The 23,765-nt window shown below is 36.7% G+C and carries 23 protein-coding genes; 7 read left to right on the top strand and 16 right to left on the bottom strand.

Annotated elements, in window-relative coordinates; genetic code table 11:
• Positions 1-178 precede the first annotated feature (178 nt).
• Complete coding sequence (hflX, locus tag AAFN87_RS16245) at positions 179-1,465, bottom strand: GTPase HflX (RefSeq protein WP_347792111.1); 1,287 nt, start codon at positions 1,463-1,465, stop codon at positions 179-181.
• 201 nt (positions 1,466-1,666) lie between these two features.
• Here hflX and AAFN87_RS16250 point away from each other — a divergent pair, with 201 nt between their 5' ends.
• From AAFN87_RS16250 to AAFN87_RS16265, 4 genes are all read left to right on the top strand, one after another.
• Positions 1,667-2,827 carry a class I SAM-dependent methyltransferase gene (locus AAFN87_RS16250; RefSeq protein ID WP_347792112.1) on the top strand — a complete coding sequence of 387 codons (1,161 nt, stop codon included), beginning with the start codon at positions 1,667-1,669 and terminating at the stop codon, positions 2,825-2,827.
• A gap of 434 nt (positions 2,828-3,261) precedes the next feature.
• The gene (locus AAFN87_RS16255) at positions 3,262-3,882 is read left to right on the top strand and encodes a DUF47 domain-containing protein (protein ID WP_347792113.1); all 621 of its coding nucleotides are present in this window, start codon (positions 3,262-3,264) and stop codon (positions 3,880-3,882) included.
• Between the two features lie 17 nt (positions 3,883-3,899).
• Positions 3,900-4,916, top strand: a complete 1,017-nt coding sequence (locus AAFN87_RS16260) for an inorganic phosphate transporter (RefSeq protein ID WP_347792114.1) — start codon at positions 3,900-3,902, stop codon at positions 4,914-4,916.
• A 98-nt stretch (positions 4,917-5,014) separates the two neighbouring features.
• Positions 5,015-7,120: an MMPL family transporter gene (locus tag AAFN87_RS16265; protein ID WP_347792115.1), complete on the top strand. Its 2,106-nt coding sequence runs from the start codon at positions 5,015-5,017 to the stop codon at positions 7,118-7,120.
• A gap of 31 nt (positions 7,121-7,151) precedes the next feature.
• On the opposite strand, the gene AAFN87_RS16270 is transcribed toward AAFN87_RS16265, so the two are convergent.
• From AAFN87_RS16270 to AAFN87_RS16340, 15 genes are all read right to left on the bottom strand, one after another.
• The gene (locus AAFN87_RS16270) at positions 7,152-7,754 is read right to left on the bottom strand and encodes an alpha/beta hydrolase (protein ID WP_347792116.1); all 603 of its coding nucleotides are present in this window, start codon (positions 7,752-7,754) and stop codon (positions 7,152-7,154) included.
• Between the two features lie 18 nt (positions 7,755-7,772).
• Complete coding sequence (locus AAFN87_RS16275) at positions 7,773-8,000, bottom strand: hypothetical protein (protein WP_347792117.1); 228 nt, start codon at positions 7,998-8,000, stop codon at positions 7,773-7,775.
• A 14-nt stretch (positions 8,001-8,014) separates the two neighbouring features.
• Positions 8,015-8,476 carry a hypothetical protein gene (locus tag AAFN87_RS16280; protein WP_347792118.1) on the bottom strand — a complete coding sequence of 154 codons (462 nt, stop codon included), beginning with the start codon at positions 8,474-8,476 and terminating at the stop codon, positions 8,015-8,017.
• Between the two features lie 89 nt (positions 8,477-8,565).
• Positions 8,566-9,645 (bottom strand): AI-2E family transporter, encoded by a 1,080-nt coding sequence (locus tag AAFN87_RS16285; RefSeq protein ID WP_347792119.1) that lies wholly within the window; start codon positions 9,643-9,645, stop codon positions 8,566-8,568.
• A gap of 157 nt (positions 9,646-9,802) precedes the next feature.
• Complete coding sequence (locus AAFN87_RS16290; protein WP_347792120.1) at positions 9,803-11,500, bottom strand: M3 family oligoendopeptidase; 1,698 nt, start codon at positions 11,498-11,500, stop codon at positions 9,803-9,805.
• A gap of 85 nt (positions 11,501-11,585) precedes the next feature.
• Complete coding sequence (locus AAFN87_RS16295; RefSeq protein ID WP_347792121.1) at positions 11,586-13,328, bottom strand: methyl-accepting chemotaxis protein; 1,743 nt, start codon at positions 13,326-13,328, stop codon at positions 11,586-11,588.
• Positions 13,329-13,541: 213 nt separating this feature from the next.
• A complete protein-coding gene (locus AAFN87_RS16300) occupies positions 13,542-14,261 on the bottom strand; it encodes a YebC/PmpR family DNA-binding transcriptional regulator (protein ID WP_347792122.1) in 720 nt (239 codons plus the stop codon).
• 151 nt (positions 14,262-14,412) lie between these two features.
• Positions 14,413-14,868 carry a low molecular weight protein-tyrosine-phosphatase gene (locus tag AAFN87_RS16305; protein WP_347792123.1) on the bottom strand — a complete coding sequence of 152 codons (456 nt, stop codon included), beginning with the start codon at positions 14,866-14,868 and terminating at the stop codon, positions 14,413-14,415.
• A 9-nt stretch (positions 14,869-14,877) separates the two neighbouring features.
• Positions 14,878-15,468 carry a lysophospholipid acyltransferase family protein gene (locus AAFN87_RS16310; RefSeq protein WP_347792124.1) on the bottom strand — a complete coding sequence of 197 codons (591 nt, stop codon included), beginning with the start codon at positions 15,466-15,468 and terminating at the stop codon, positions 14,878-14,880.
• Between the two features lie 63 nt (positions 15,469-15,531).
• Entirely contained in the window at positions 15,532-16,413 is an 882-nt protein-coding gene (locus tag AAFN87_RS16315; RefSeq protein WP_347792125.1) for an NAD-dependent epimerase/dehydratase family protein, read from the bottom strand.
• Positions 16,414-16,416: 3 nt separating this feature from the next.
• On the bottom strand, positions 16,417-17,250 hold the full coding sequence (locus tag AAFN87_RS16320; protein ID WP_347792126.1) for a putative RNA methyltransferase: 834 nt from the start codon (positions 17,248-17,250) through the stop codon (positions 16,417-16,419).
• A gap of 189 nt (positions 17,251-17,439) precedes the next feature.
• Complete coding sequence (locus AAFN87_RS16325) at positions 17,440-18,198, bottom strand: SDR family oxidoreductase (RefSeq protein ID WP_347792127.1); 759 nt, start codon at positions 18,196-18,198, stop codon at positions 17,440-17,442.
• A 363-nt stretch (positions 18,199-18,561) separates the two neighbouring features.
• Positions 18,562-19,233: a nuclease-related domain-containing protein gene (locus AAFN87_RS16330; protein WP_347792128.1), complete on the bottom strand. Its 672-nt coding sequence runs from the start codon at positions 19,231-19,233 to the stop codon at positions 18,562-18,564.
• Between the two features lie 119 nt (positions 19,234-19,352).
• Complete coding sequence (locus AAFN87_RS16335; RefSeq protein WP_347792129.1) at positions 19,353-20,384, bottom strand: DUF4097 family beta strand repeat-containing protein; 1,032 nt, start codon at positions 20,382-20,384, stop codon at positions 19,353-19,355.
• Positions 20,385-20,389: 5 nt separating this feature from the next.
• A complete protein-coding gene (locus tag AAFN87_RS16340; RefSeq protein WP_347792130.1) occupies positions 20,390-20,701 on the bottom strand; it encodes a PadR family transcriptional regulator in 312 nt (103 codons plus the stop codon).
• Positions 20,702-21,100: 399 nt separating this feature from the next.
• Between AAFN87_RS16340 and AAFN87_RS16345 the strand changes: the two genes are divergently transcribed.
• The 3 genes from AAFN87_RS16345 to AAFN87_RS16355 all read left to right on the top strand — a co-directional run bounded on the left by AAFN87_RS16345 (position 21,101) and on the right by AAFN87_RS16355 (position 23,725).
• A complete protein-coding gene (locus AAFN87_RS16345; protein WP_347792131.1) occupies positions 21,101-22,042 on the top strand; it encodes a LytTR family transcriptional regulator DNA-binding domain-containing protein in 942 nt (313 codons plus the stop codon).
• A 145-nt stretch (positions 22,043-22,187) separates the two neighbouring features.
• Positions 22,188-23,036, top strand: coding sequence for an ABC transporter ATP-binding protein (locus tag AAFN87_RS16350; RefSeq protein ID WP_347792132.1), 849 nt, complete (start codon positions 22,188-22,190; stop codon positions 23,034-23,036).
• Positions 23,033-23,725, top strand: coding sequence for an ABC transporter permease (locus AAFN87_RS16355; RefSeq protein WP_347792133.1), 693 nt, complete (start codon positions 23,033-23,035; stop codon positions 23,723-23,725). The genes AAFN87_RS16350 and AAFN87_RS16355 overlap by 4 nt, the downstream gene beginning before the upstream one ends.
• Positions 23,726-23,765: the final 40 nt, after the last annotated feature.

Here is a 23,765-nt window from a genome sequence, read left to right on the forward strand (position 1 = left end):
TATATTCACTATATTTAGAATAAATTTTTATTATTTTTAGATAGGTATTGCTTGTGCAGCAGGACGATGCAAGATGCCTCGCTCTTTGAACATCTTTACGTATTATGCGATTATATATCTTGAATGATGTGTGTTAAAAAAAAGAAAAAGTGTCCCGAATTTTTTTCGGGACACTTTTTTATTTCACGATATACTGTTCATACTTTTTATAATCTGCTTCTTTTATTTCAAGTGAAAGTAACGTTCCTTGTTCCTCATAGCTTGTCGATTGAATGGTCGCATATTCGTTTAAATATGATACAACAGCACCTGCATCATAAGGGATAAGCATTTCACATTGTATATAATTAGAAAATATATTTGTGCGAATTATTTGTATTAGCTCATCAAGTCCTATACCTTGTTTCGCTGAAATCCATATATTATCCCCACTAATTAATGGATACTCGACACCTGCCAAATCCGACTTATTATATACATAAATTGTCGGGACATCTTCTACACCAACTGCCTTTAACGTATTATTCGTTACATCCATCATAAAGCGATATTCTTCATTTGATACGTCTACTACATGTAGCAGTAAATCTGCATCACGTGCTTCTTCAAGTGTTGAACGGAATGCCTTTACTAAATGGTGCGGTAATTTACTAACAAAACCAACTGTATCTGTTAGTAAAAAAGATTTGTTATCTGAAAGCTCGATATTGCGCACAGACGTTTCAAGTGTTGCAAACAGCATATCCTTTTCAAATACTTGCTTCGAATCTTCCTGTCCCATTCTTCGTAACAACTGATTCATAATGGTTGATTTACCAGCATTTGTATAACCAACAATGGATACGACTGGCACGGCATTTTTGCGGCGTTGCTTGCGCTGCGTATCACGCTGAGCTTGTACATGTTCTAAATCGCGGCGCAGCTTGGCAATTTGGTCCTCTATTTTACGGCGATCCAGCTCTAGCTTCGTTTCACCGGCACCACGGTTTTTAAATCCTCCACCGGTACCACCACCTTGACGAGATAGCGAAGCATGTAGTCCAACTAAACGGGGTAACATATATTGTAATTGGGCAAGCTCGACTTGCATTTGTGCTTCACGTGTTTTCGCACGACGACCGAAAATATCTAAAATAAGCATCGTACGATCAATTACTTTACACTCAAGTTCACGTTCCAAATTACGAATTTGCGATGGCGATAACTCATCATTAAAAATAACGATATTCGCATCCGTTTCCTCATAAAACGCTTTTATTTCTGCGATTTTACCCGTACCAACATAATGTGATGGTGTGACACGTTCTAAGTTTTGTGTCACTATCCCGACAACCTCAACATTTAATGCTTCCGCTAAATTTTCGAGCTCTTCCATTGAATATTCGAAATGCTCATCACTTTTCAAATTTACGCCAACTAGAATGCCGCGCTCATTCAAAGTTTCAATTTCTTTTAGTGTATTCATTCGTTCGCCCCCGTAACGGATAATTGGCTTTATCGTACCATAATAAAAGCTCAAGGCACAAATACACCCGGAACTTTGGAAGCTACTAAAAAAGATTTTTAGTATAAAATCTCTTTCTTCCTTTCATCTTTTAAATCCCCTTATAAAGTGCTCTTATGATACACTAATGCCAATATATTTATGAAAAAGAAGGTCATAGCGATGGAATTCCAACAAATGAAAGAGCAGTTTTTAGCGCTGCTACAAGAACAAACATTAATCTACGCGACGATTAGCCAGCCTCGGCAAAAGTCAAACGAACTAAAAAGAATAAAATTAAAACCAATACAATTAAAAGGCGTCTATACGATACAAATTGAATACCAATATGAACGTATTTTGAAACATGAAAATGTAAAGCTTGATGCTTTTGCTCATCATTTTGACTTACTTCTCGAGCAGTTCCGCCAAATTCATGCACAGTTTACAGATCAGTCAATCCAAATACAACTTTCTAAGAAAAACAAAGTGCTTTGGAAATCAGACAAAACACAACAGCAAAAACAGGTTAATTTATCACATAACCGCAAAAAGCAATACTTACTCGATGATGCGACTGCCTATCCATTTCTTATTCGCCTAGGTGTACAAACCGAGGACGGCAAAGTAAAAAAACAAAAATACGATAAGTTTAAGCAAATTAATCGCTTCGTTGAATTTATCGACGATTCACTTGCGCATTTACCGGAAGATCGCCAAATACGCATTTTAGATTTCGGTTCAGGGAAATCGTATTTAACATTTGCGCTTTATCACTATTTAAAAATAGAAAAAGGTCTAGATATCCGTGTCACTGGGCTCGATTTAAAAAAGGAGGTTATTGAGGAATGTAATCGCATTGCACAAGATTTACAATATGATGATTTACAATTTTTAGTCGGAGATATTAATGATTATAATGAAGAAACGTCTGTTGATATGGTCGTGACGCTGCATGCTTGTGATGTAGCGACAGATATGGCATTAGCCCGAGCAGTAAAATGGGGCGCGAAGGTCATTTTAAGCGTTCCTTGCTGCCAGCATGAGCTCAATCGCCAGCTCAATGCGCCAGAACTTGATATTATGACGCAGCACGGTCTTATTCGTGAGCGCTTCGCTGCTCTAGCAACAGATTCAATTCGTGCCCAACTATTAACACTCGTTGGTTATGAAACGCAAATACTCGAATTTATCGATATGGAAAACACCCCAAAAAACATTTTAATTCGCGCTTACTTCACAGGCAAAAAAGCTACGCAAGAAGAGCGAATAAAATACGATTCGTTTATTGCCTTGTTAAATGTTAACCCATTTTTACAAAACGAATTAAAAAATTTCATGTAAAACGAACTGTCCTAGTAAGAATTCATTTTCTACTAGGACAGTTTTATTTTTTACTCATTTTCTAATTTAAGGAATTTTCAGCTTTATAAACATATATTGATTTATATGCATTAACATTACGTTTACAATTCATTTTATTACGTTGAGTGAAAATTGGTAATTAAATACCAATCCCACCATTCAACAGTTGGGCATAGCAATGGCGAAATCGTTGATATAAAAGGAATTCTAGACTATTTTCATTTCCCTTCATTCAAAGTTTCAGGTCAGTATAGTTATTAAGTCACTAATATGTGAACAAAATATATATTACAGTAATGTAAAGATTGTTGATACAGACGTAAAAAATGTGTAGATTTTTTAAAGTTTTTGTTATGATAAGTGAGGTTAATTTATCAATAATAAAATTTTTATATACACTCAGGAGGCAATCCATGTTCAGTTCAAGAAAATCAGACCCATTCTTCTCAGCATTACACAAAATTGCTGAAAATGTGCAAGAGTCAGTTCATTACGCAAATAACTACCGTATTGAAACAGTTGCAGATTTAAAGGAAATTAGCATTCGTATGAAGGAATACGAAACTGCTGGGGACAAATTAATTCATGAATTAATCGTCATGTTAAATAAATCATTTATGACACCAATCGAACGTGAAGATATTTTAGCATTAGCGATTCGTATGGATGATGTACTAGATGGTACAGAAGGGTGTATCGCTCACTTTGAAATGTTTTCATTTACTGATATCGATCAATCGATGCGTGATTTTTTAGGCTATATTACAAAATCTGCAGACGAAATCGTGAAAGCAATGGATCTTTTAAATAAAAAGGATTTAGTCGGTATGCGTCAACATGCAATTCTAATTAAAGATTACGAACGCGAATGCGATGAAGTATTACGTTCATCCATCAAACAACTTTTCCTACACGAAAAAGATCCAATCCGTCTAATTAAGTTCAAAGATATTTATGAGCAATTAGAAGAAATCGCGGACTACTGTCAAAATGTAGCGAATACAATTGAAACTATTATTATGCGTAACGCGTAAGAGCGGGAGAAATTTTAATGGATACAATATTACTCATTACAATATTAATCGTTATTTTCGCTTTATTATTTGACTTTATTAACGGCTTCCATGATACAGCAAATGCGATTGCAACTTCAGTATCGACACGTGCGTTACCTCCACGCGTCGCAGTACTAATGGCTGCATTTATGAACTTTATAGGGGCAATCACATTCGTTGGAGTAGCTAAAGCAATTGCCAGCGATATCGTTGACCCATTTGCATTATCAACACCTGAAGCGCCACTTGTTGGATCGGTTGTTATTTTAGCTGCACTTTGTTCTGCTATAACTTGGAACTTAGTTACCTGGTACTATGGTATTCCATCAAGCTCTTCACACACTTTAATTGGTTCGATTGCAGGTGCTGCCATTGCTGCAGCAGGATTTGATATTTTAAACTACTCTGGCTTCATTAAAATTTTGCAGGCGTTAATTTTCTCGCCATTTATCGCACTAGCTGCCGGATTCATAGTAATGTCAATATTTAAAGTACTATTTAAAAACTTTAATCTTTATAAGACAAATAAAGGCTTCCGTACACTTCAGATTGGTACTGCTGCACTTCAGTCTTTCACGCACGGTACAAATGATGCTCAAAAGGCAATGGGTATCATTACAATGGCTTTAATCGCAGGTGGTTTACAATCTACAGATGAAGTTCAAGGTTGGGTTCGTTTGGCCTGTGCAATAGCAATGGGTCTAGGTACTTCAATCGGTGGTTATAAAATTATCAAAACGGTTGGCGGAAAAATTATGAAAATCCGTCCCGTAAATGGGGCTGCCGCTGATTTAGCCTCTGCATCTGTTATCTTCGGCGCAACTTTGATTCACTTACCTGTATCAACAACACATGTTATTTCCTCTGCCATTATGGGTGTTGGTACTGCACAACGTGTGAAAGGTGTTAAATGGGGCACCGCACGTAAAATCGTTATGACTTGGATTATTACAATGCCAATATCTGCGCTGATGTCTAGTGCATTTTACTTCCTTTTAGACTTAATCTTTTAATATTTAATTATCCGGGTTACAATAGTAATCTGGATTTTTTTTACATAATGCTACCGAATCATTTGCATTGAATATATATAAAGAAAGGTGGTCGTGAAATGCTGACATTCTCGAAATTTGTTACAAAATATGCAAAGGCAATTGTTGGTATTTGGGTAATTTTGTTTATAGTAATGGCGTTTTTTGCAATCCAACTCCCTAGTAAACTACAAGGAGATGGTTTTTTCGTCAAAGATGATCATATTGAAACGATAAACGAGCTAGCAAATACTTTTGGCACTCCTGCGAAAACAATTTTTGTACTGTTTGAACATAAAACTGACGAAGAAATAACAGCTATTTTAAAAAATTTAGAACAGATTGAAGAAATTGAAGAAATACTTTCGCCAGTTGGTATCGAGGCATTGCAAAAGGATGATTTTGCTTATGCCATGCTCAACTTTGGCACAGAGGTAACCGATTATTTTCCGATTGTTGATGAAATTCGCGAGCTATTAGCAAATGAAGAAGGCATATCAATCACAGGTGAACCTGTCATCTCTAAAGATATTAATGTCGCAAGTCAAAAAGACTTAATGCAAGCTGAAGCAATTGGAATGCCCATCGCTATTATTGTGCTTCTGTTAGCGTTTGGTACTGTTGTGGCCTCTCTACTACCTGTTATTATCGGCGCTGCAACGGTTATCGTCGCATTCGGTGTATTATCATTCCTAAGCGATACAGTCAACTTATCTATTTTCGTACTAAATATTGTACCGATGCTAGGGCTTGCATTAAGTATTGATTTTGCGTTGCTCTTTATTAATCGTTATCGAGAGGAACGTGCAACAACATCTATAGAAGAGGCCGTTCAAATTGCCATTCGGACGGCTGGTCGCTCAATCATTTTCTCTGCGCTTTGTGTGATGATTGGTTTAGGAGCAATGGTTGTCATTAAAGTTGAAATTTTTCAAAATATCGCACTTGGCGGATCGCTTGTTGTATTATTAGCAATAATATCAGGGCTTACTTTGCTTCCTGCCTCCATTACACTACTTGGCGATCGTTTAAATAAATGGCGGCTATTCCGCGTGAAACCATCTACATCAAAATGGCAGAAATTTGCCGCATTCGTAATGCGTAGACCGGTCTTTATTATCTTTATAGCCCTGATTTTACTTAGTATTGCAATGTTACCGATTAAAGATATAAAACTCACTATTCCTTCAACAGACTCCTTACCAGCTTCATACGAATCACGTCAAACATACGATAAAATGTCTGAAGTATTCGGTTTAGGTAATGAAGCTACTGTGTATTTATTAGCTGAGCGAGTGGATGGCTGGGAGGATGAAGCGGGTCTTCAAAAGATGTACGAAATTCAAGAAAAGTTATCTGCTGAAAAGCTTGTGAAGAACGTCAATTCTATGTTTACAACTGCACAAATTGACTCTGTTGATATGTGGCAGCAAGCAATCACTAACCCAGAAAGCCCGAGCTATTTAGAAATGACACGTGATTATTACGTACAAGGTAATAAAATGTATATGTCGTTTAATTTAGATGCAAACGGAGCATCCAGTGAAGCGCAAGATTTTGTGCGTAAATGGAAAGACAAAGATTTAGGGGTAGAATTTACACTTGCTGGTCAATCCAAATTCAACCAAGAAATTTTTGATGAAATTGCAGATAAAATTGGCTTCGCTCTCGTAATTATTATGATAACAACATTTATCATTTTAATGATTGCATTCCGTTCAATTTTAATTCCGTTAAAAGCTATTATTATGAACATTATTGGACTCGGTTCGACATTCGGGATTCTCGTTTATATTTTCCAATACGGACATTTCGGTATTGAAGCCGGTACAATCGTGCTCATTATCCCAGTCATTGTTTTCTGCTTAGTATTTGGGCTAAGTATGGACTACGAAGTATTTTTAATTTCTCGAATCCAAGAGGAGTATTTAAATGGCTCTGATAATACGAAGGCGACGGTTGATGGCCTCGTTTCTACGAGTAAAATTATTACTTCAGCCGCTCTCATTATGATTGTTATAACTGGAGCTTTTGCTTTTACAGACGTCATGCCAGTAAAGCAAATAGGTGTTGGTATTGCGATTGCTGTTGCGATTGATGCAACAATAATTCGTTTAATGCTCGTACCAAGTTTGATGAAACTACTCGGTGATTGGAACTGGTGGTTACCTTTTAAAAAGAAATAAAAAAGCGACAGCCTTTAGCTGTCGCTTTTCTTTATGCATATTTTCTAGCGTACCAAGCTTTTGCGGCCTGTACTTCTTGCATAGTTAATTGGTGACCGTAGTTAAACCAAGACGTTTCTACTTCTGCACCTTTTGCTTTTAACATTGATTCTAGTTGTTCTGATTCTTGTGGTGGGCACATGAAATCATTTAACCCTGCACCAATCCACACATCGACACCTGTTAAATCAGGAATGCTCGCATCTCTATTCGGTACCATTGGATGATGTAAAAGTGCGCCCTGTAATGCATTCTTATAATGGAATAATAAACTACCAGCAATATTAGCACCGTTTGAATAACCAATTGCAATGACTTGTTGGCGATCAAAATTATACTTTTGTGCAGCCTCATCTAAAAAGTCATACAGCTCTTTTGTTCGGAATAGCAAATCTTCCATATCAAACACACCTTCAGCAAGTCGGCGAAAAAAACGAGGCATCCCATTCTCTAGTACGTTACCACGTACACTTAAAATATTTGCCTCTTCATCTATTTCTTTAGCTAAACCTAATAAATCTCGTTCCGTTCCACCTGTACCGTGCAATAATAATAATGTTTTACCATTCGTACCATCGTTGAAAATATGTTGCATTTTTAATGCCCCCTACAATTATCTCGAATTTGAGATAATTATAGCCTCATACAAGTCATTCGTCAAAGGAGCTGATTCCTCCCCTTTGCCCCCTTGATCAATTCCGCCATTTTTACGACCATATTTTGCAGGATCATATGTCATATAAAAAAATTGAATGACAAGAACAATAAATACAGCAGTAGCTATAATTAACCCCATAACAATATACGCCATTTTCTTCCCTGACATATTTTTCTCTTCCATCGTATCCCTCACCTTTATTTTACTGGTCGGAAACCTTCTGCAAGTAAATATTCGACCGCTGCTTCACGCGTACCAAATGCTTCTTCTAAATTATCGTTATGGTACACAGCCCAAGAACGATTTTCAAAAATTAGTTTTAATTCCACTTGATCGCGAGAACGCCATACCTCAATGATTGGTGTATCATCAATATCCTCTGATAAATATTCTAACGATGCTGCAATAATTTCACGTAGCGCCTTCTCATCATAATCTCGTATATTAACAAGTCCTTTATCATCCGCTTCTTTTTCGTATGGTAATAAATCCCCTACGAAAACAAAACCATTTCCGTTTGGATGTAACTTTTCGACAACAATCTTTTTTTCGTAAAGACTCTCCTCGAAATGATAGTTCAGACGCTTTAATGAAATTTCTTTTTTCGTAAGCTGAGGAAATGATTCAATAATTGCTTGTTTTTGTTCAAATGTTAACATAAAGTACTCCTTTAAAATTCAATGTGTATATTATTATACCCGTTTCCTAGACAAGAAAAAAGGAAAGCACGTAGCTCTCCTTTTCACCTCTACACAGTTTTTGTAGCAGTTTCTTTAATTTTTTTACGTTCATCGTAAATATTTATTACAATAACTTTAATAACTGCGTATGTCGGGATCGCAATTAAAATTCCAATAAAGCCAGCAATATTCCCTGCAGCAAGTACAATTGAAATAACTGTTAACGGGTGAATATCTAAAGATTTCCCCATAATATTTGGTGTTATGAAATTACTTTCTACCTGCTGCGCTACTAATGTAATAATAGCTACCCAAATTACTAAAACGGGATCTTGAATTAGTGCAACAAGTAAAGCCGGTACAAGCGATACCCATGGGCCAATGAATGGAATCATATTCATAAAAAACGCAAAAAGCGCTAATAACAATGAATATTTTAATTCAATAAGTAAATAACCAACGAACATCATTAACGCTAGTAAAAAGCTAACTTGAACTTGTCCTTGCACATAACTGCGTAATGCCACATCAATTTCTCTTAATGTTTCTTTCACCCATTCACGGCGCTCCCCAGTAAATAAACCGTAAATGTTTGGAGCGAATTTCTCATGATCCTTTAACATAAACACAAAAAAGAATGGCACGAGAATGAGTGTAAATGTAGCAGTTACTGCACCACTCACAACGCCCACAACCCACTTACTACTCGTCACTGCAATGGCTTGGATTGAAGATACTAAAGAGTTGATAAATTCTTCTACTTGAGGTGGAAGATGTTCTCTATTATCAAACACATAATCTGTTAACTTTTGAATTTCCTCCCCAATATATGGTGCATTATCGACTAGCGTGTTTACTTGCGCAGCAATAGGATTACCGATAATTAACAATACACTTGTTATGGCCGCAGCTAATAGCACAATAATCGTTACTAAACTGCCCCATCTTGGCATACCACGCTTTTCTAATACTCGTTGCAACGGCTCCGTAATGTAGTACAGTACCCCCCCTAACAGTAAAGGGATGAAAATCGTTTTAATAATGATGATGATTGGATTGAAAATCGATCTAATTTCAATAAAGTATTTTATTATAAGTAGTCCAAGTAAAATACCCACCCCTACTTGGAACCATAATTTCTTTGTCATCGTCTCACAACCTTTTTTCTTTATTTTCATCTAGCTTGACTATAAATAATCATGTCATATGAACAAAAAAAACACAATGTAGAGAATACTTAAAGTATAGGGAAATAAAAAGAGTTTCAAAAGTACAAAATTGCACTTTTGAAACTTTTTTTAGAAATTATAATTTTGTATCGTCCACTGAGTTTAAGTAGTCTTCAATTGTACCAATTACCGACTCTACACAACCATCTTCAAATGGCGATATTAAGCCCGCTTCACGTACTAGGTTTGTAAATGATTGCGAACCACCTAGTCCACAAAGGTGTACATAATCTTTCCACGCTGAATCAAAATCTTCGCGAGATCGTTTCCAGAATTGGAAAGCACAAATTTGCGCTAATGTATAATCGATATAATAGAATGGACTCGCATAAATATGCGTTTGGCGTTGCCAGAAGCCACCGCTCTCTAAATATTCATTACCGTCAAAATCACGGTGAGGTAAATATTTAGCTTCAATTTCTTTCCAAGCGGCTTTGCGTTCAGCCGGTGTCATCTCAGGATTTTCATATACAACGTGTTGGAATTCATCTACAGCTACGCCATAAGGCAAGAACAATAACGCATTACCTAAGTGTGCAAATTTATATTTTTCTGTTTGTTCTTTAAAGAATAATTCCATCCAAGGCCATGTAAAGAACTCCATACTCATTGAATGAATTTCACACGATTCATATGTTGGCCATAAATATTCAGGAATACCAATATTACGGCTAGAGTATACTTGGAAGGCATGCCCTGCTTCGTGCGTTAATACATCAATATCGCCTGATGTGCCATTAAAGTTTGAGAAAATAAACGGTGAATCGTAATCATCAATAAATGTGCAGTAACCGCCACTCTCTTTCCCTGTTTTCGCTACTAAATCCATTAACTCACGTTCGATCATAAAGTTGAAAAATTCGCCTGTTTCTTGTGATAATTCCTCATACATTTTCTTACCATTTTCTACAATCCATTCCGGCGAACCTTGTGGTGTTGCATTTCCAGATAAGAATTTCAAGCCTTCATCATAATACTTTAAGTCTTCTACACCAATGCGTTTTGCTTGGCGTTCATATAATTTCGTCGCTACTGGTACGATGAAATCACGTACTTGGTTACGGAATTTAGCAACCATTTCTGCATTATAATCAATTCGGTTCATATTCACATAACCGAGCTCAACATAGTTTTTATAGCCTAATGTTGTCGCAATTTCATGGCGAAGCTTTACTAACTCATCATAAAGAGAATCAAATTTCTCGCCATTTTCTGCATAGAAATTGAAGCTCGCATCACGTGCTGCTTTACGTACAGAACGGTCAGTAGACTCGCCGTATGGACCAAGCTGTGCAAGTGTTAATGTCTTACCATCAAATTCAATTTGAGCTGATGCTACTAGCTTGCTATATTCGGATACTAGCTTATTTTCTTTTTGCATTAGTTCAATTACTTCAGGTGAGAAGCCTTTAATTTGGTTTTCTGCTAATGCAAATAATTGCGAGCCCCATTTTTCTTCAAGCTGTGCACGATATGGTGATTTCACAAGCTCTTGATAATATTCAAAAATGATCTCTTCTGCTTGCGGTGATACTTCATCTAAGTAATCACGCTCAGCTTGGTAAAATTCATCTTTTGTATCAATAGATGCACGAACATAAACTAAGTTTGCCTGTGTTGAAAAATTATTGCGGTACACATTAATTTTTTCGATTATTTCGCTTTGTTCTACCACTGATTTTGCTGTTTTAAATTCCTCAATTAAGGCACGTACTGCTGCTTTCATTTCGTCCAAGTTCGGACGCTTGTATTCATAGTCTTTAAAAGTCGTCATATGAAACCTACTTTCTTTTTTTCGGATTTCGAAATTTCTATACTTATTATTTATTATAGAAAGCTATTTTGCAACTATTCTATATTTAATGAATTGAAAATTTATTAATCGATTCTTGCAGTTCGGCAATTTCATTCGTTAACTCATTTGAAGAATTCGTTACAAGTTGGATTGCACGTTGCTGTTCATCTACAGAAGCAGTCACTTCTTCTGTCATTGCGGCATTTTTCTCACTAATTGATGCAATGCTTTCAATTGATGTTAGCATTGTATTTTTAGACGAGTTCAATTGACCCACACTTGCTGATACTTCTTCAATCGAATGAATAATATTTTCCACTGCTGCTTCAATTTCTTTAAATGAATTTTGTGTCATCGTTACAGACTCATGTTGATTTTGTACAATTGCATATGTTTTCGACATTTCCGTAGTTACTAAATTCGTTTCCACTTCAATGCCACGTAATGTATTGTGTACCAAATCCGTTGCTTGGCTAGTTTGGTCAGCAAGCTTACGTACTTCCTCTGCTACAACTGCAAAGCCTTTTCCATGCTCGCCTGCTCTTGCCGCTTCAATAGAGGCATTAAGAGCCAGCAAGTTCGTCTGATCTGAAATTTCATTAATCGTACCGACGATTCCTTCAATTTCGCGTACTTTTTGAATAAGGCTTTCAAATACCGTTTGTACTTTTGTAATGAGTGCATTCGATTCTTCTGATCTCACTTTTAAATTTGTTAAGTTTTCTAACCCCTGTGCATTTGACTCACGCATTTGGCGCGATGATAATAGCATCGATTTATTTTTATCATGTAATACTTCAATTTCCTTGGCGAACTCTAAAGTAGAACGATTCGTCTCTTCCGCATCTGACGCTTGGTGTGTAGCGCCTTTTGCAACTTCTGTCATCACATTGACGATATCTTCACCAAACGCTGTCGTTTCCTCGGCAACAGCCGTTAAATTGGTCGATGTCGATTGGATTTCTGTTATCGTTTTTTCTACATCTGTAATGAGCGCCTTTAACTGGAGAACCATATTATTAAAGCCATTGCTTAATAAACCAATCTCATCTTTTCTATCAAGCTCGCTAATTTCAACTGTTAAATTTCCTTTAGCAACTTGGCCAACACGTTTTGATAAATGCTGTAGTGGAACCGCAAAGTGACGTGAGAATAACGTTGCGATTAGCCCACCTATTATTGCAGCAATAGCTAGTGTAATACCAATTACTTTTAAGAGGGCATATGCTGGTGCATTAAAGTCTTGAAGATATGTGCCGGAAGCAATAATCCAGTTCCAGTTTGGGTCTAATTTTGAGTATATTAACTTTGGTGCAACAACGGTTTGTCCAGGGAGTTCAAAGTCATAATATGTAAAGCCACCACCAGCTAATGCCTCGTTTTTTACTTCTCGAATAAAATATTGTCCCGATTCATCTTGATCATTCCATAAATTATCACCTTCGCGCGTTGGGTGCCCGAGTAATGTACCATCATGATCTAAAATGTATATGTAGCCGTTTGCACCTAAGCTAGCAGGGTATGACAATGGGCGCTTTCCTTCTTCATTCATCGCCCCAACAAGCTGCGTTTTAACACGTTCTTTTCCTTCTTCTAATGTAATCGTACCACTTTCAACTTCCTTATTAACTGACTCAATTAACTGTAACGATGTTTCTACACTATTTTTTATTATTGTTTCGCCTAATTCATCTAGTCCATTTTTTGCTTGTATATAACTCACAAAACTAATAATTAAGCTAGGCACTAAAAATATTAAGAACGAGAATATTAATAGTTTTCCTTGTATGGTTTGTAAAATTTTCATAGCTCAATCACCACTTTTCATATATTTAGAAATTTCTATCAACTACATTATTGCATAAACCGAAAATTAAACAATGAAAAATGTCACACCTTCTCTAATTGTGCCGATCTTTCTCTAAAATACATAAAAAACGTAGCATCCATTTACGGATACTACGTTTTTTATTTATAATTTTAATCGTTTAAGTGGCGGATTTTTAGTACATATCCTCTATTATTCGCTTATGTCAGCATTATGGTAAACACGTTGTACGTCTTCTAAATCCTCTAATGCATCTATCATTTTCTCAAATTTCGCAGCATCATCGCCTGAAATTGCTACTTCTGTTTGTGGTAACATCGTTAATTCTGCAACAGTGAATTCTTCTATACCAGCTGCTTTCAAAGCTTCCTGCGTGGCGTGGAATTGGTCTGGCTCTGCATAGATGATTACTGTTTCTTCTTCTTCTAAAATGTCTCGCGCATCTATATCTGCTTCCATTAAAATTTCTAACACGTCATCAGCAGTTTTACCTTCAATACCGAAAACAGCAGTTGCATCAAACATATACGCAACCGATCCGCTAACGCCCATGTTCCCGCCATTTTTACCAAATGCCGCTCGCACATCCGACGCTGTACGGTTTACGTTATTTGTTAATGCTTCCACGATAACCATTGTCCCTGCTACACCGAAACCTTCATAACGTAATTCATCGAAGTTTTCTTCGCCGCCGCCTTTCGCTTTATCGATTGCTTTTTCGATAATGTGCTTCGGTACTGAATACGTTTTAGCGCGCTCTAAAACTGTTTTTAATGCACGGTTAGCTTCTGGATCTGGTTCACCTGATTTTGCTGCTACATATATTTCACGACCAAATTTCGCATAAATACGACTAGTGTTTGCATCTTTAGAAGCCTTTTTATCTTTGATATTATTCCATTTACGACCCATAGTCCCACTCTCTTTCAATATCGTTTTATTTCATTAAGAGAATATCTCTTCTTATATAAGTGAATTACTGTAGTATTATACACTAATTTTCTCATAAATAAAAAGAAGAAAGAAAGACAAAACTCGTTGCATCTATGAGTATTTTAAAACTTCACTTATTTAAAATTTTCTCTAACAATGCCTCACAGCCTTCTACTACAAGGTCATACGTTTCTTGAAAATCATCTGTATACCAAGGATCTGGTACGTCTTTTTCATGTGGCGTTAAATCTAAAAAGCGGAAAATCTTTGGATGATCGGGTTGCCCCAGCATATCTCGAGTATTTCGGACATTACTCGCATCCATTCCAATAATATAACCAAAAGCTTCAAAATCAGCCACCGTAAGCTGGCGAGCTTTCATCCCAGAAATTGAAATATTATATTCCTTCAGCTTTGCCATAGTGCCCTTATGCGGTGGTTCCCCGATATGCCATGAGCTTGTTGCTGCAGAATCAACTTTAATTTCTGCACTTAAGCCCCTCTTTTCCACTAAATCACGCATCACCGCCTCTGCCATCGGTGAGCGGCAAATATTACCTAAGCAAACGAATAATACACGAATCATAGCTACCTCCTATGCCTTCGATTTTAGCTCCTCCGTTAAACGGCTTAGCTCCTGTTCTAAGAAATGCGTTGCCTCATCGCGCGCTTCTTTGCCACCTTCTACAGAAAACGGCTTGCCATAAACTAAGTAACCTTTTTGACGTTTAAACACTTCGCCAATATTACGTGGTCCGATATAAGCAGCCGGCACAATTTGTGCCTTCGATAATTGCGCAATTGTAATTGCCCCTTGCTTTAAATCAGAACTCTCTGCTGAACGCGTACCACTTGGGAAAATACCAACAATTTTCCCTTCTTTAATTAGTTGACGTGGAATTTTAATAACGCTCGGTCCCGGATTATCACGATCGACTGGGAATGCGTTTAATTTATTAATTAACCACCCTAAGCCTTTTACTTCGAATAGCTGTTTCTTTGCCATGAAATGAATTTCTCGCGGATAAACAGATATACCTAAATTTATAATATCGATATATCCATTATGCGTACAAGCTATAACAAAACCGCCCTCTTTTGGCAAGTTTTCTTCTCCGTAAATTTTTGCTGTTGCGCCGTTCACCCCTAAAATGAACTTCGCAACATTCGCTGCTATTTTATACACATTCGTTTCCTACCTTATTTATTTGATACGTCTATTCTAATCGAAAACATATAGCGTTTTCAATCATGCGTATTGTTTTGCAATGTTTCGTACTAAATTGGCTAACCAGCTAGTAAGATCTGTAAAATCGAAGCCTGCTTCTGTAGCTTTGTCGTTATTCATATACCATGAAGCGGGAATAGCGTACGGTGAGCGAATGTCGTCATTACCAACGAGCGATATTTTCGCATGTTTCCCTGTAGCTTCCTCTACTAAGTCCATTAACGCTCGCAATGAAATCGTGCCTGTCGCTGTCGCATTATATGGTCCTTCAATATTCGCTTCGCCCGCCCAAGCTAGAAATCTCGCAGCTTCTGTCGCCTGAATAAATGACATTTCGGCATCCATGTTGAGAAAACCAATCGCCTCACCTTGTGCCACACGCTTCACATGAAAATGCAGACGCTCAGTATAATCATCTTCCCCCATTACAATCGGGAAGCGCACCGCTACAACAGGGAATTGTGCATATTTATAAAATACTGCTTCTGCTTGGCGCTTACCTTCACTGTATGTGAAATCTGTTGTATCTCCCATACGAATGTCGTAACTGTAAGGATCAAAATCAGCTTCAATTTTCGCTACACCATTCGGTTCATAAGTTGATAATGTAGAAGTAAACACTAACTTGCCAATTTTACCGTTAAAGACATCACAAAATGCTTTTGCCTCATTCGGTGAGTAGCAAATATTATCGTACACAAGATCAAATGTACGGTTATCCATTAACTCCTCCAGCTGTTCTTTTTTTGCACGGTCTAGTGTCACATGCTCCACCTTGTCTCCGAATGGATTCGCTGATTGACCTCTCGTCGCAATTGTTACATTATGCCCTTGGTCAATTAATAGCTCTACTAATTTACGTCCAAAAAAACGTGTTCCACCTAATACTAAAATGTTTTTCATGTTTTACATCTCCCCTATTAGAATGTCTACATCAATCGTAATAGCCTTTAGCTGAATGGCATCAGGATTTTCAATATGCCAGCCCATTGGCGTCATTTCTAAAAGCTTTGGCACTAGATTTACTGCAAGTGGCACCGTATACGTGACACGCTTTACTTCTACCTTGTTAAAGCTCTCTTTAAAGCGTTCCACAGTTTGTGCATTGGAATAACTTTCTTTTTCCGAATCAGCAAAAGCTTGCGCTCGAAGCTCTTTTAAATAACTAGATTGCGGGACGACCTTGATAACTTTACCACCAGGCGCAAGTAGTCTTTTGAACTCCTCGTAATTAGCGGGTGAAAGGAAATTTAATATCGTAGTGAATGTGTCAGCTTTATACGGGCTATTCGCTAAATCGCCTACACACCAAATTTTCTCCCCGTAATATTTCGCAGCCGCGATAATACCCTCTTTCGAAATATCTATACCGACACCTATTGCTCCATCCAACTGCTCACAAATACGTACTAAATGTGACCCTTCCCCGCATCCTGTATCTAAAATGATTTGCTGGCCACTTAGCAACTTGGCAATCTCCTGTTGTACTTGATCGTATAAACCACTTACAATAATTTGCTGGCGTGATTCGAATAATTCTTTGCTATACATTGTAGCAACAGGTTTTGTCATTAAATTAATATAGCCTTGCTTCGCCACATCAAATGAATGATTATTGGCGCAAAACATTTTTCCTGCTTCACTTACTTCCATATCCTTTTTACAAATAGGACAAGCAAAGATTTCTTTATATTGTTGAAAATAGTGAATGCTTGCTTCACGTTTTGATAATTGTCCCATGTTTTTCTCCTTTAACTACACCTTTTTTCAATCATAACAAAATAAAACTAAACTTCCATCAGTAGTGTAGTATTAGGGGTTAGTAGAACTCGAATGACTAGACAGAATTTTAACTCGAAAATATTAATCTTTCATCATCGTAAAAAAACCTTCTACTCAACTGTACGCTAAGTAGAAGGATATATTATTTTAATAAGCAGTCCATCCTGCATCTGCAGTTATGATTGTTCCATTGACAAAACTAGCTTCATCTGACGCTAAAAATAACGCAATATTTGCAATTTCTTCGGGATCACCATTACGCGGATTAAAGTTAGCACCTGCCATCGCATGTGCCATCCCTGCTTCATTCGGCTCTTTAAATGAAGCCCCTATGTTTGTATTAACTCCACCTGGTGCAATACCGTTGCAACGAATACCTAGCTTCGCATATTGGAATGCTGTATTTTTCGTTAACCCGACAACCGCATGCTTAGAAGCCGTATATGCTGCACCAGCACGTGAACCGTATAAACCACCTACTGAAGCGATGTTAACAATAACACCCGCCCCTTTTTCTAAAAAAGTCGGCATTGCTTGTCTTGTCGTGCGCATCACACCCGTTACATTGACAGCGAATACTTTATCCCAAAGCTCATCTGTCACGTCGCCAATACCAGCGAAGTTATCCATAACACCTGCATTATTAACTAAAATATCAAGAGTCCCGTAGCTATTTAAAGCAGCTTTAATTAATTTATGCACATCAGCCTCTTGTGAAACATCTGCTACTACAGCTGTTGCCGTACCACCAATTGCTGTAATTTCAGCAACAGTTGCACCAGCACCTTCTAAAGTTAAATCGGATACTACTACTTTCGCTCCTTCTTTTGCATAAAGAATCGCAATCGCTTTTCCCATACCTGAAGCTGCACCTGTAACGACAGCCACTTTGTCTTGAAGTCTCATAAATTGAATCCTCCTAATTAGTGATCTATTTCTTGTTACATATGTTTATATTCGATAAATAGCTAGTTTTTTCCTGCTTCATTGGGGGAATTTTGAATTTCATATACAATGTTGCAGAATTTTATCGATAAAGAATTCGAGCTAGCGCAGAAATATGGGCACTTCATGAAAGGTGCCACTTAAGAAAGTATTTTCTGAACCTATTGATAGATTTCCTAACTTAGTAGGAATGGAGAAAACAAAATGACAAGCAAATAATTTCCTGCCATTTTTATTAATTTTTTCACGTGGAACATTTTCTTAATATAGTATCCTAGTATAAAAAACTCCTGAAAGTAGTTACTTTGCTACTTTCAGGAGTTTTTAATTCGTTGTCGGTTGTGTTGTTACCGATTTTTGATTATGCTTTTTCAATTTAGACATACCTTTTAGCGTATCATAAATCGTTTGAATTTCTGTTGGTGATAAAATATTTGTATCTATATTCGTTAACCATCTTTTTAAGTCTTTAGTTTTTATTACGTCCACTTGCTTTGAATGTAATTCAATCTTTTGGAATGAGCAAACATCCGTAAACAATACTAATGTTTTATACGCGTCCGCTGAAATTTCCGGCAGTTGTTCACGTAATGCATACATACTACGTTGCCCATTATGAATTGGATTTCGGAAAAATTCACGCTTATCATTATGCAAAAGCTGCGTCCATTCGACATCTTGTTCACGTCCCGAAATCCAGCCCTTTTTATACTCAACATTGATAATAAATAGGCCTGATTCATGAATTAACAACGCATCGATAAATTCCGAACTATTGCGATTCGGTACTTGTAAATCCAGCAAAACCTTATGTTCGCCCTTCACATGATCAAGTGTCGTCATTAGCTTATAAGCAGCGTGCACCTTTTTATTTGTCCACATATCCAAAAACGAATAATCTGTTACTTTACTAAATTCTGAATCATCATATTTATAAATTGCAACAGCTGTAACGCCGATTAATACAATACCTATTAAAATTAGCCAAAATGTCATCGTGTCCACCCCTAACAAAAGTGTCTTTATTTTCCCATTTTATCAAAATTACTAGTTCTTGACTATGAACCATTTGGCTAAGATGCAATAAGACTTTTTTATTATATAGGGCTTATTGATTATATTTGTTCAAGCGTAATATTGCCAATATCTGTTCGCAAATCGATGCTATTCTCTCCTGTTCCGTAAACAAAGCGTTTGCCGCGTTCGCCAAAAATCGAAACTTTCCCTATATCCGTTTTTGCATAAACCGTTGTATTTTCTAAACGATTCACTACTTTTACTAAAATTTTACCAACATCTGTTTGTAATTTTAGTGGTCTTTTAATGCTCTCGTTTTCTACACTAATTTTGCCTGCGTCACTGCTAGCGTCAATAGCTCCATCTACATTTTTTAAATCAATGAGTCCCACATCTGATTGTAAATGCCAGTTTTCTGCACGTGCCTGTTCGACACTTACCCTGCCCGTATCGCTTTTAAGTGTTGCTGTCGTTGTGCTCACTGACTTCACACCAATATGTCCCACATCTGTTGTGACATTTAATTTGCTTACAAGCACCTGCTCCAAGCGAACACTACCAATATCCGCTTTGCAGACAATTTCTTTTGCTTGTAGCTTTTGAATATTTATTTCTCCTATACCATTTGTAACTTTTAATTTTTCATATAGTTTTTCTGGCAAATATATAATGGCCGTTGAATTATTTGACATCCCCAAATTGAATTTTAGGCCAAAAAATTTAACTTTCGTTGCTTTACGGTCAATCTTCACTTTTAAAGTGTCATTCTCGACTGAGATTGCCGGGTCTACTAGTTCACCTTTCCCCTTTACTTCTGTATATAGCTGACCAGTTGGTGATGGTAAAACATGCACATTTGTAGTATTACTATCTATGTGTACTTTGCTAAACGCCTCTTCTAATGTAGTGCTCGCTGTTTGCACAAATTCCTCTTCGGAATATGCTTTTAGTAATTCTTCCGCTAGTTCCTTTGGTGAACCTAACGATGCAATCATTTCATCCGGCGTTTTGCCCTCTGCCTGACCACTCTCGAAATACTCTTTAAAATCACGAATAATATCTTGTCGTTCATGCTCATTTAACTTATATAATTCCTGTTCAAGCTTTGCTAAAAACCGCTGTTCTCCCATTTCGATTACCCCTTATCTATTAAGTCATTCACCGCTTTGTAAAACTGGTACCACTCTAACCTTTGTGCAGCTAATTGAGCCTTCCCCTCATCAGTTAGCTGATAATATTTTCTCGCAGGACCTTCAGTTGATTCGACCATATACGTCTTAAAATAACCTTCCGTAGTTAGTCTACGAAGCAACGGATAAACAGCCCCTTCTGAAATATCAATTTTCATCGAAATCGCCTGCACTAATTCATAACCATACATATCACGTTTATCTAATAATGCGAGCACACATAAATTTAGAACACCTTTTTTAAATTGTGGATTCAACGCGAAACCTCCTCCACTACTATTCATTAATTAGTAGTGTATCCTATACTACTATTCAATGCAAGGTAGTGGGTAAAATAAAAATCCCTTTATAGAAGTTTTTATTTTGTATGTAGCACTATGAATCACTCCCAAACAAGCAGCATTTTTTATCAAATGGCATACTATATTCAGCTAAAGCTTTTGTGAAAAAATCAACGTGTCCATTCCACCAATCATCATAATCGCCCTCTCCTTCCGCTAATGCGAAAACTAAATTGGTCTTTCTTTAACAAAACAACTTCAGGTGGTTTCTTATAGTAATTAATTATACCATCGCCACTCTCAACTTGTATATTATTCCATTTTTAGACGTTTGCTGTATAATTGAAACAGTTTATAAAAAAGGGGATTTTGTCTATGCCAACATGTGACATTGAAATTGCGCCTTATATTGAGGCAGGTAATATTATTTGTCCTAAGCTTTCAATTGCTTTCAAAGAAAACTATATTACTGGCATTTATACGGATCGTGCAAAAATGCATTATTTACTTTCGGTTTTACAAAAGGACGGAAATGCATATGTACATTTAAAAGAAGATCAATTATACGAACGTTTAAAAGTAAGTGAAATTGTAACGTTTTATAAAAAATTATACGGCACTACAAAATCTGTCGATGAATTGCTACAGCGACTATCTTTGACAGAACGAAAACATTTAAAAATAAATAAGCTTTCTAACAGTGAACAACAGCTGCTTCATTACATCAAAGTGTGTGCAACACCCGCTTCGTTGATCGTAATCGAAGAGCCGTTACAAAACTTAGAGGACCATACAAAACAAATAATAATTAATTTACTAGGAAGCCTTTCACAAAAGATGATTGTTTTACTATCTAATAATTTAGAGGATTTGATTACTTCGTGCAACGAAATAAACAGACTTGATACACAAGGTTTACACGCATTAGATATCGCTGAACAAGAAGAGCTAAACACAGAAACAACTACTTTTACACCTATAAAGATAGAAAAAATCCCAACGAAAAAAAATGATAAGATTATTTTATTTAACCCGCCAGAAGTTGATTATATAGAAAGTATTGAAGGGGATGTATTTGTATATGTTGCAGGAGAATCGTATCCATGTACATTAACATTAACAGAGCTTGAAAACCGATTAGTCCCCCTTGGCTTCTTCCGCTGTCATAGATCCTATATTGTGAACTTACAAAAAGTACGGGAAATTATTACGTGGACGAAAAATAGTTATAGCTTATCCATTCATACAACAACAAAAACCGTTGTGCCACTATCAAAAAATAAACTTGCTATGTTAAAGGAATTAATCGGAATTTAGCGAATTTCCCAGGAAATAGTCGATTCCACTCAACACGTTATTTCTCCTAAAAACAGAATTCTCCCTCCTCTCACGGTAAATCTAATGTACGATTGCTGTTTCAGCGATAAAGTAAAAGCATCACCAATACGGAGGGAGATTTATTATGACAACAGTTATTGACGTTAGTCACTTAAAAAAATCATTTCAACAAGAAGAAGCACTAACAGACGTTTCATTTTCCATTAAAAAAGGGGAAATATTTGGATTCCTTGGTCCAAGTGGCTCTGGTAAAACAACTACCATTAAAATACTAACTGCACAATTGCAACATGATAGCGGAGATGCATCTATTTTCGGTATGCCTGTTAGCGCTATGCAGCAGAGTGCAAATCGCAAACGATTTGGTATTTTAACAGATAATAGCGGTCTTTATACACGCTTATCAATAGAAGAAAATTTACTACTTTTCTGTAAACTATATGATGTACCTCATTCGGCAATTAAAGAAGCGCTTGAATTTGTTAATTTATATGGAGAGCGTAATAAGAAAGTAAATAAATTATCAAAAGGAATGATGCAGCGTGTGTTATTGGCGCGTGCCATATTGCATAAACCTGATTTACTTTTTTTAGATGAACCGACTTCAGCACTAGATCCTGTGAATACCGCACATATTTATAAAGGACTGCGAGCATTAAATGACCTTGGTACAACAATATTTCTAACAACGCATGATATGCAAGAGGCAGAAATGCTTTGTGACCGAGTTGCATTTTTAAATCGTGGCAAGATCCGAGCAATCGGCACACCAAGTGACTTAAAACAACAATATAGTGAGCAAACAATTACAGTCGAATTGACAACAGGTTTAGTTCATACAATTGAAAGTGGCGCAAAAGATGCAGAGGCGCTACATAATTGGATGTTGAATAATCAAGTAGCTCGTCTATTCACTAACGAACCAACTTTAGGTGATATATTTTTACAAATTACAGGGAGTGATTTAGTATGATGAATATTTCAATTACACGTATACAAGCAATTTTCATGAAGGATTATAAGGAATTTTCCCGTAACTATGCAATTTCATCGATGATCTTTCTGCCACTAATATTAGCATTCTTTTATAGTCAATCTGATTCAGACACGACACAAATGATTTTCTTACCAGTAAATATGACATTTGCAATTGTTACAGCCTTTATCCAAGCTTGTTTAATTGCAGAAGAAAAAGAACGAAATACACTTCGCAGTTTATTACTTTCGCCTGCATCCCTTGGTGACATCTTAATAGGGAAAAGTACATTAGTTTCCGTTGTTTCTGCGATTATTATTGGATTAAGCCTATTTTTTTTCAACTATTTACCTAGTCCAATGCTTACCGTTGCCTTGATCATTTCTTTACTTTTCTACTCAGCTCTTGGAACAATTTGTGGTTTATTTGCAAAGTCTACTATGGAAGCATCGCTCGCAGTGTTGCCAGTAATGGGTATCTTTTCGTTTGGCCCACTTGCACTTGTTTTTGTTGACCGTTTCCCTGTACTACAAGTTGCAGAATGGCTTCCGAGCTCGCAATTACTATTATTAGCAGGTGCATCTTCTACAATGGATTTTGTTTTACCTGTTATCATTATTACTATATGGACAATTTTGGCGTGGATAATAGCAGTAATTCTATGCAAAAAACGCATGGTAGATTAATAAAGCCCCTCTTAATAAAAAACTGTCCTGTAAGCTTTCA

Source organism: Solibacillus sp. CAU 1738 (genome assembly GCF_039888725.1).
GTDB lineage: Bacteria > Bacillota > Bacilli > Bacillales_A > Planococcaceae > Metasolibacillus.

Coding starts and splice junctions, on each gene's coding strand:
- AAFN87_RS16295 (WP_347792121.1), bottom strand. CDS start 13,328: ATGAAAATTTTACAAACCATACAAGGAAAACTATTAATATTCTCGTTC.
- AAFN87_RS16290 (WP_347792120.1), bottom strand. CDS start 11,500: ATGACGACTTTTAAAGACTATGAATACAAGCGTCCGAACTTGGACGAA.
- AAFN87_RS16355 (WP_347792133.1), top strand. CDS start 23,033: ATGATGAATATTTCAATTACACGTATACAAGCAATTTTCATGAAGGAT.
- AAFN87_RS16280 (WP_347792118.1), bottom strand. CDS start 8,476: ATGTTAACATTTGAACAAAAACAAGCAATTATTGAATCATTTCCTCAG.
- AAFN87_RS16335 (WP_347792129.1), bottom strand. CDS start 20,384: ATGGGAGAACAGCGGTTTTTAGCAAAGCTTGAACAGGAATTATATAAG.
- AAFN87_RS16330 (WP_347792128.1), bottom strand. CDS start 19,233: ATGACATTTTGGCTAATTTTAATAGGTATTGTATTAATCGGCGTTACA.
- AAFN87_RS16300 (WP_347792122.1), bottom strand. CDS start 14,261: ATGGGTCGTAAATGGAATAATATCAAAGATAAAAAGGCTTCTAAAGAT.
- AAFN87_RS16350 (WP_347792132.1), top strand. CDS start 22,188: ATGACAACAGTTATTGACGTTAGTCACTTAAAAAAATCATTTCAACAA.
- hflX (WP_347792111.1), bottom strand. CDS start 1,465: ATGAATACACTAAAAGAAATTGAAACTTTGAATGAGCGCGGCATTCTA.
- AAFN87_RS16315 (WP_347792125.1), bottom strand. CDS start 16,413: ATGAAAAACATTTTAGTATTAGGTGGAACACGTTTTTTTGGACGTAAA.
- AAFN87_RS16255 (WP_347792113.1), top strand. CDS start 3,262: ATGTTCAGTTCAAGAAAATCAGACCCATTCTTCTCAGCATTACACAAA.
- AAFN87_RS16305 (WP_347792123.1), bottom strand. CDS start 14,868: ATGATTCGTGTATTATTCGTTTGCTTAGGTAATATTTGCCGCTCACCG.
- AAFN87_RS16275 (WP_347792117.1), bottom strand. CDS start 8,000: ATGGAAGAGAAAAATATGTCAGGGAAGAAAATGGCGTATATTGTTATG.
- AAFN87_RS16260 (WP_347792114.1), top strand. CDS start 3,900: ATGGATACAATATTACTCATTACAATATTAATCGTTATTTTCGCTTTA.
- AAFN87_RS16265 (WP_347792115.1), top strand. CDS start 5,015: ATGCTGACATTCTCGAAATTTGTTACAAAATATGCAAAGGCAATTGTT.
- AAFN87_RS16345 (WP_347792131.1), top strand. CDS start 21,101: ATGCCAACATGTGACATTGAAATTGCGCCTTATATTGAGGCAGGTAAT.
- AAFN87_RS16325 (WP_347792127.1), bottom strand. CDS start 18,198: ATGAGACTTCAAGACAAAGTGGCTGTCGTTACAGGTGCAGCTTCAGGT.
- AAFN87_RS16250 (WP_347792112.1), top strand. CDS start 1,667: ATGGAATTCCAACAAATGAAAGAGCAGTTTTTAGCGCTGCTACAAGAA.
- AAFN87_RS16320 (WP_347792126.1), bottom strand. CDS start 17,250: ATGGGACAATTATCAAAACGTGAAGCAAGCATTCACTATTTTCAACAA.
- AAFN87_RS16270 (WP_347792116.1), bottom strand. CDS start 7,754: ATGCAACATATTTTCAACGATGGTACGAATGGTAAAACATTATTATTA.
- AAFN87_RS16285 (WP_347792119.1), bottom strand. CDS start 9,645: ATGACAAAGAAATTATGGTTCCAAGTAGGGGTGGGTATTTTACTTGGA.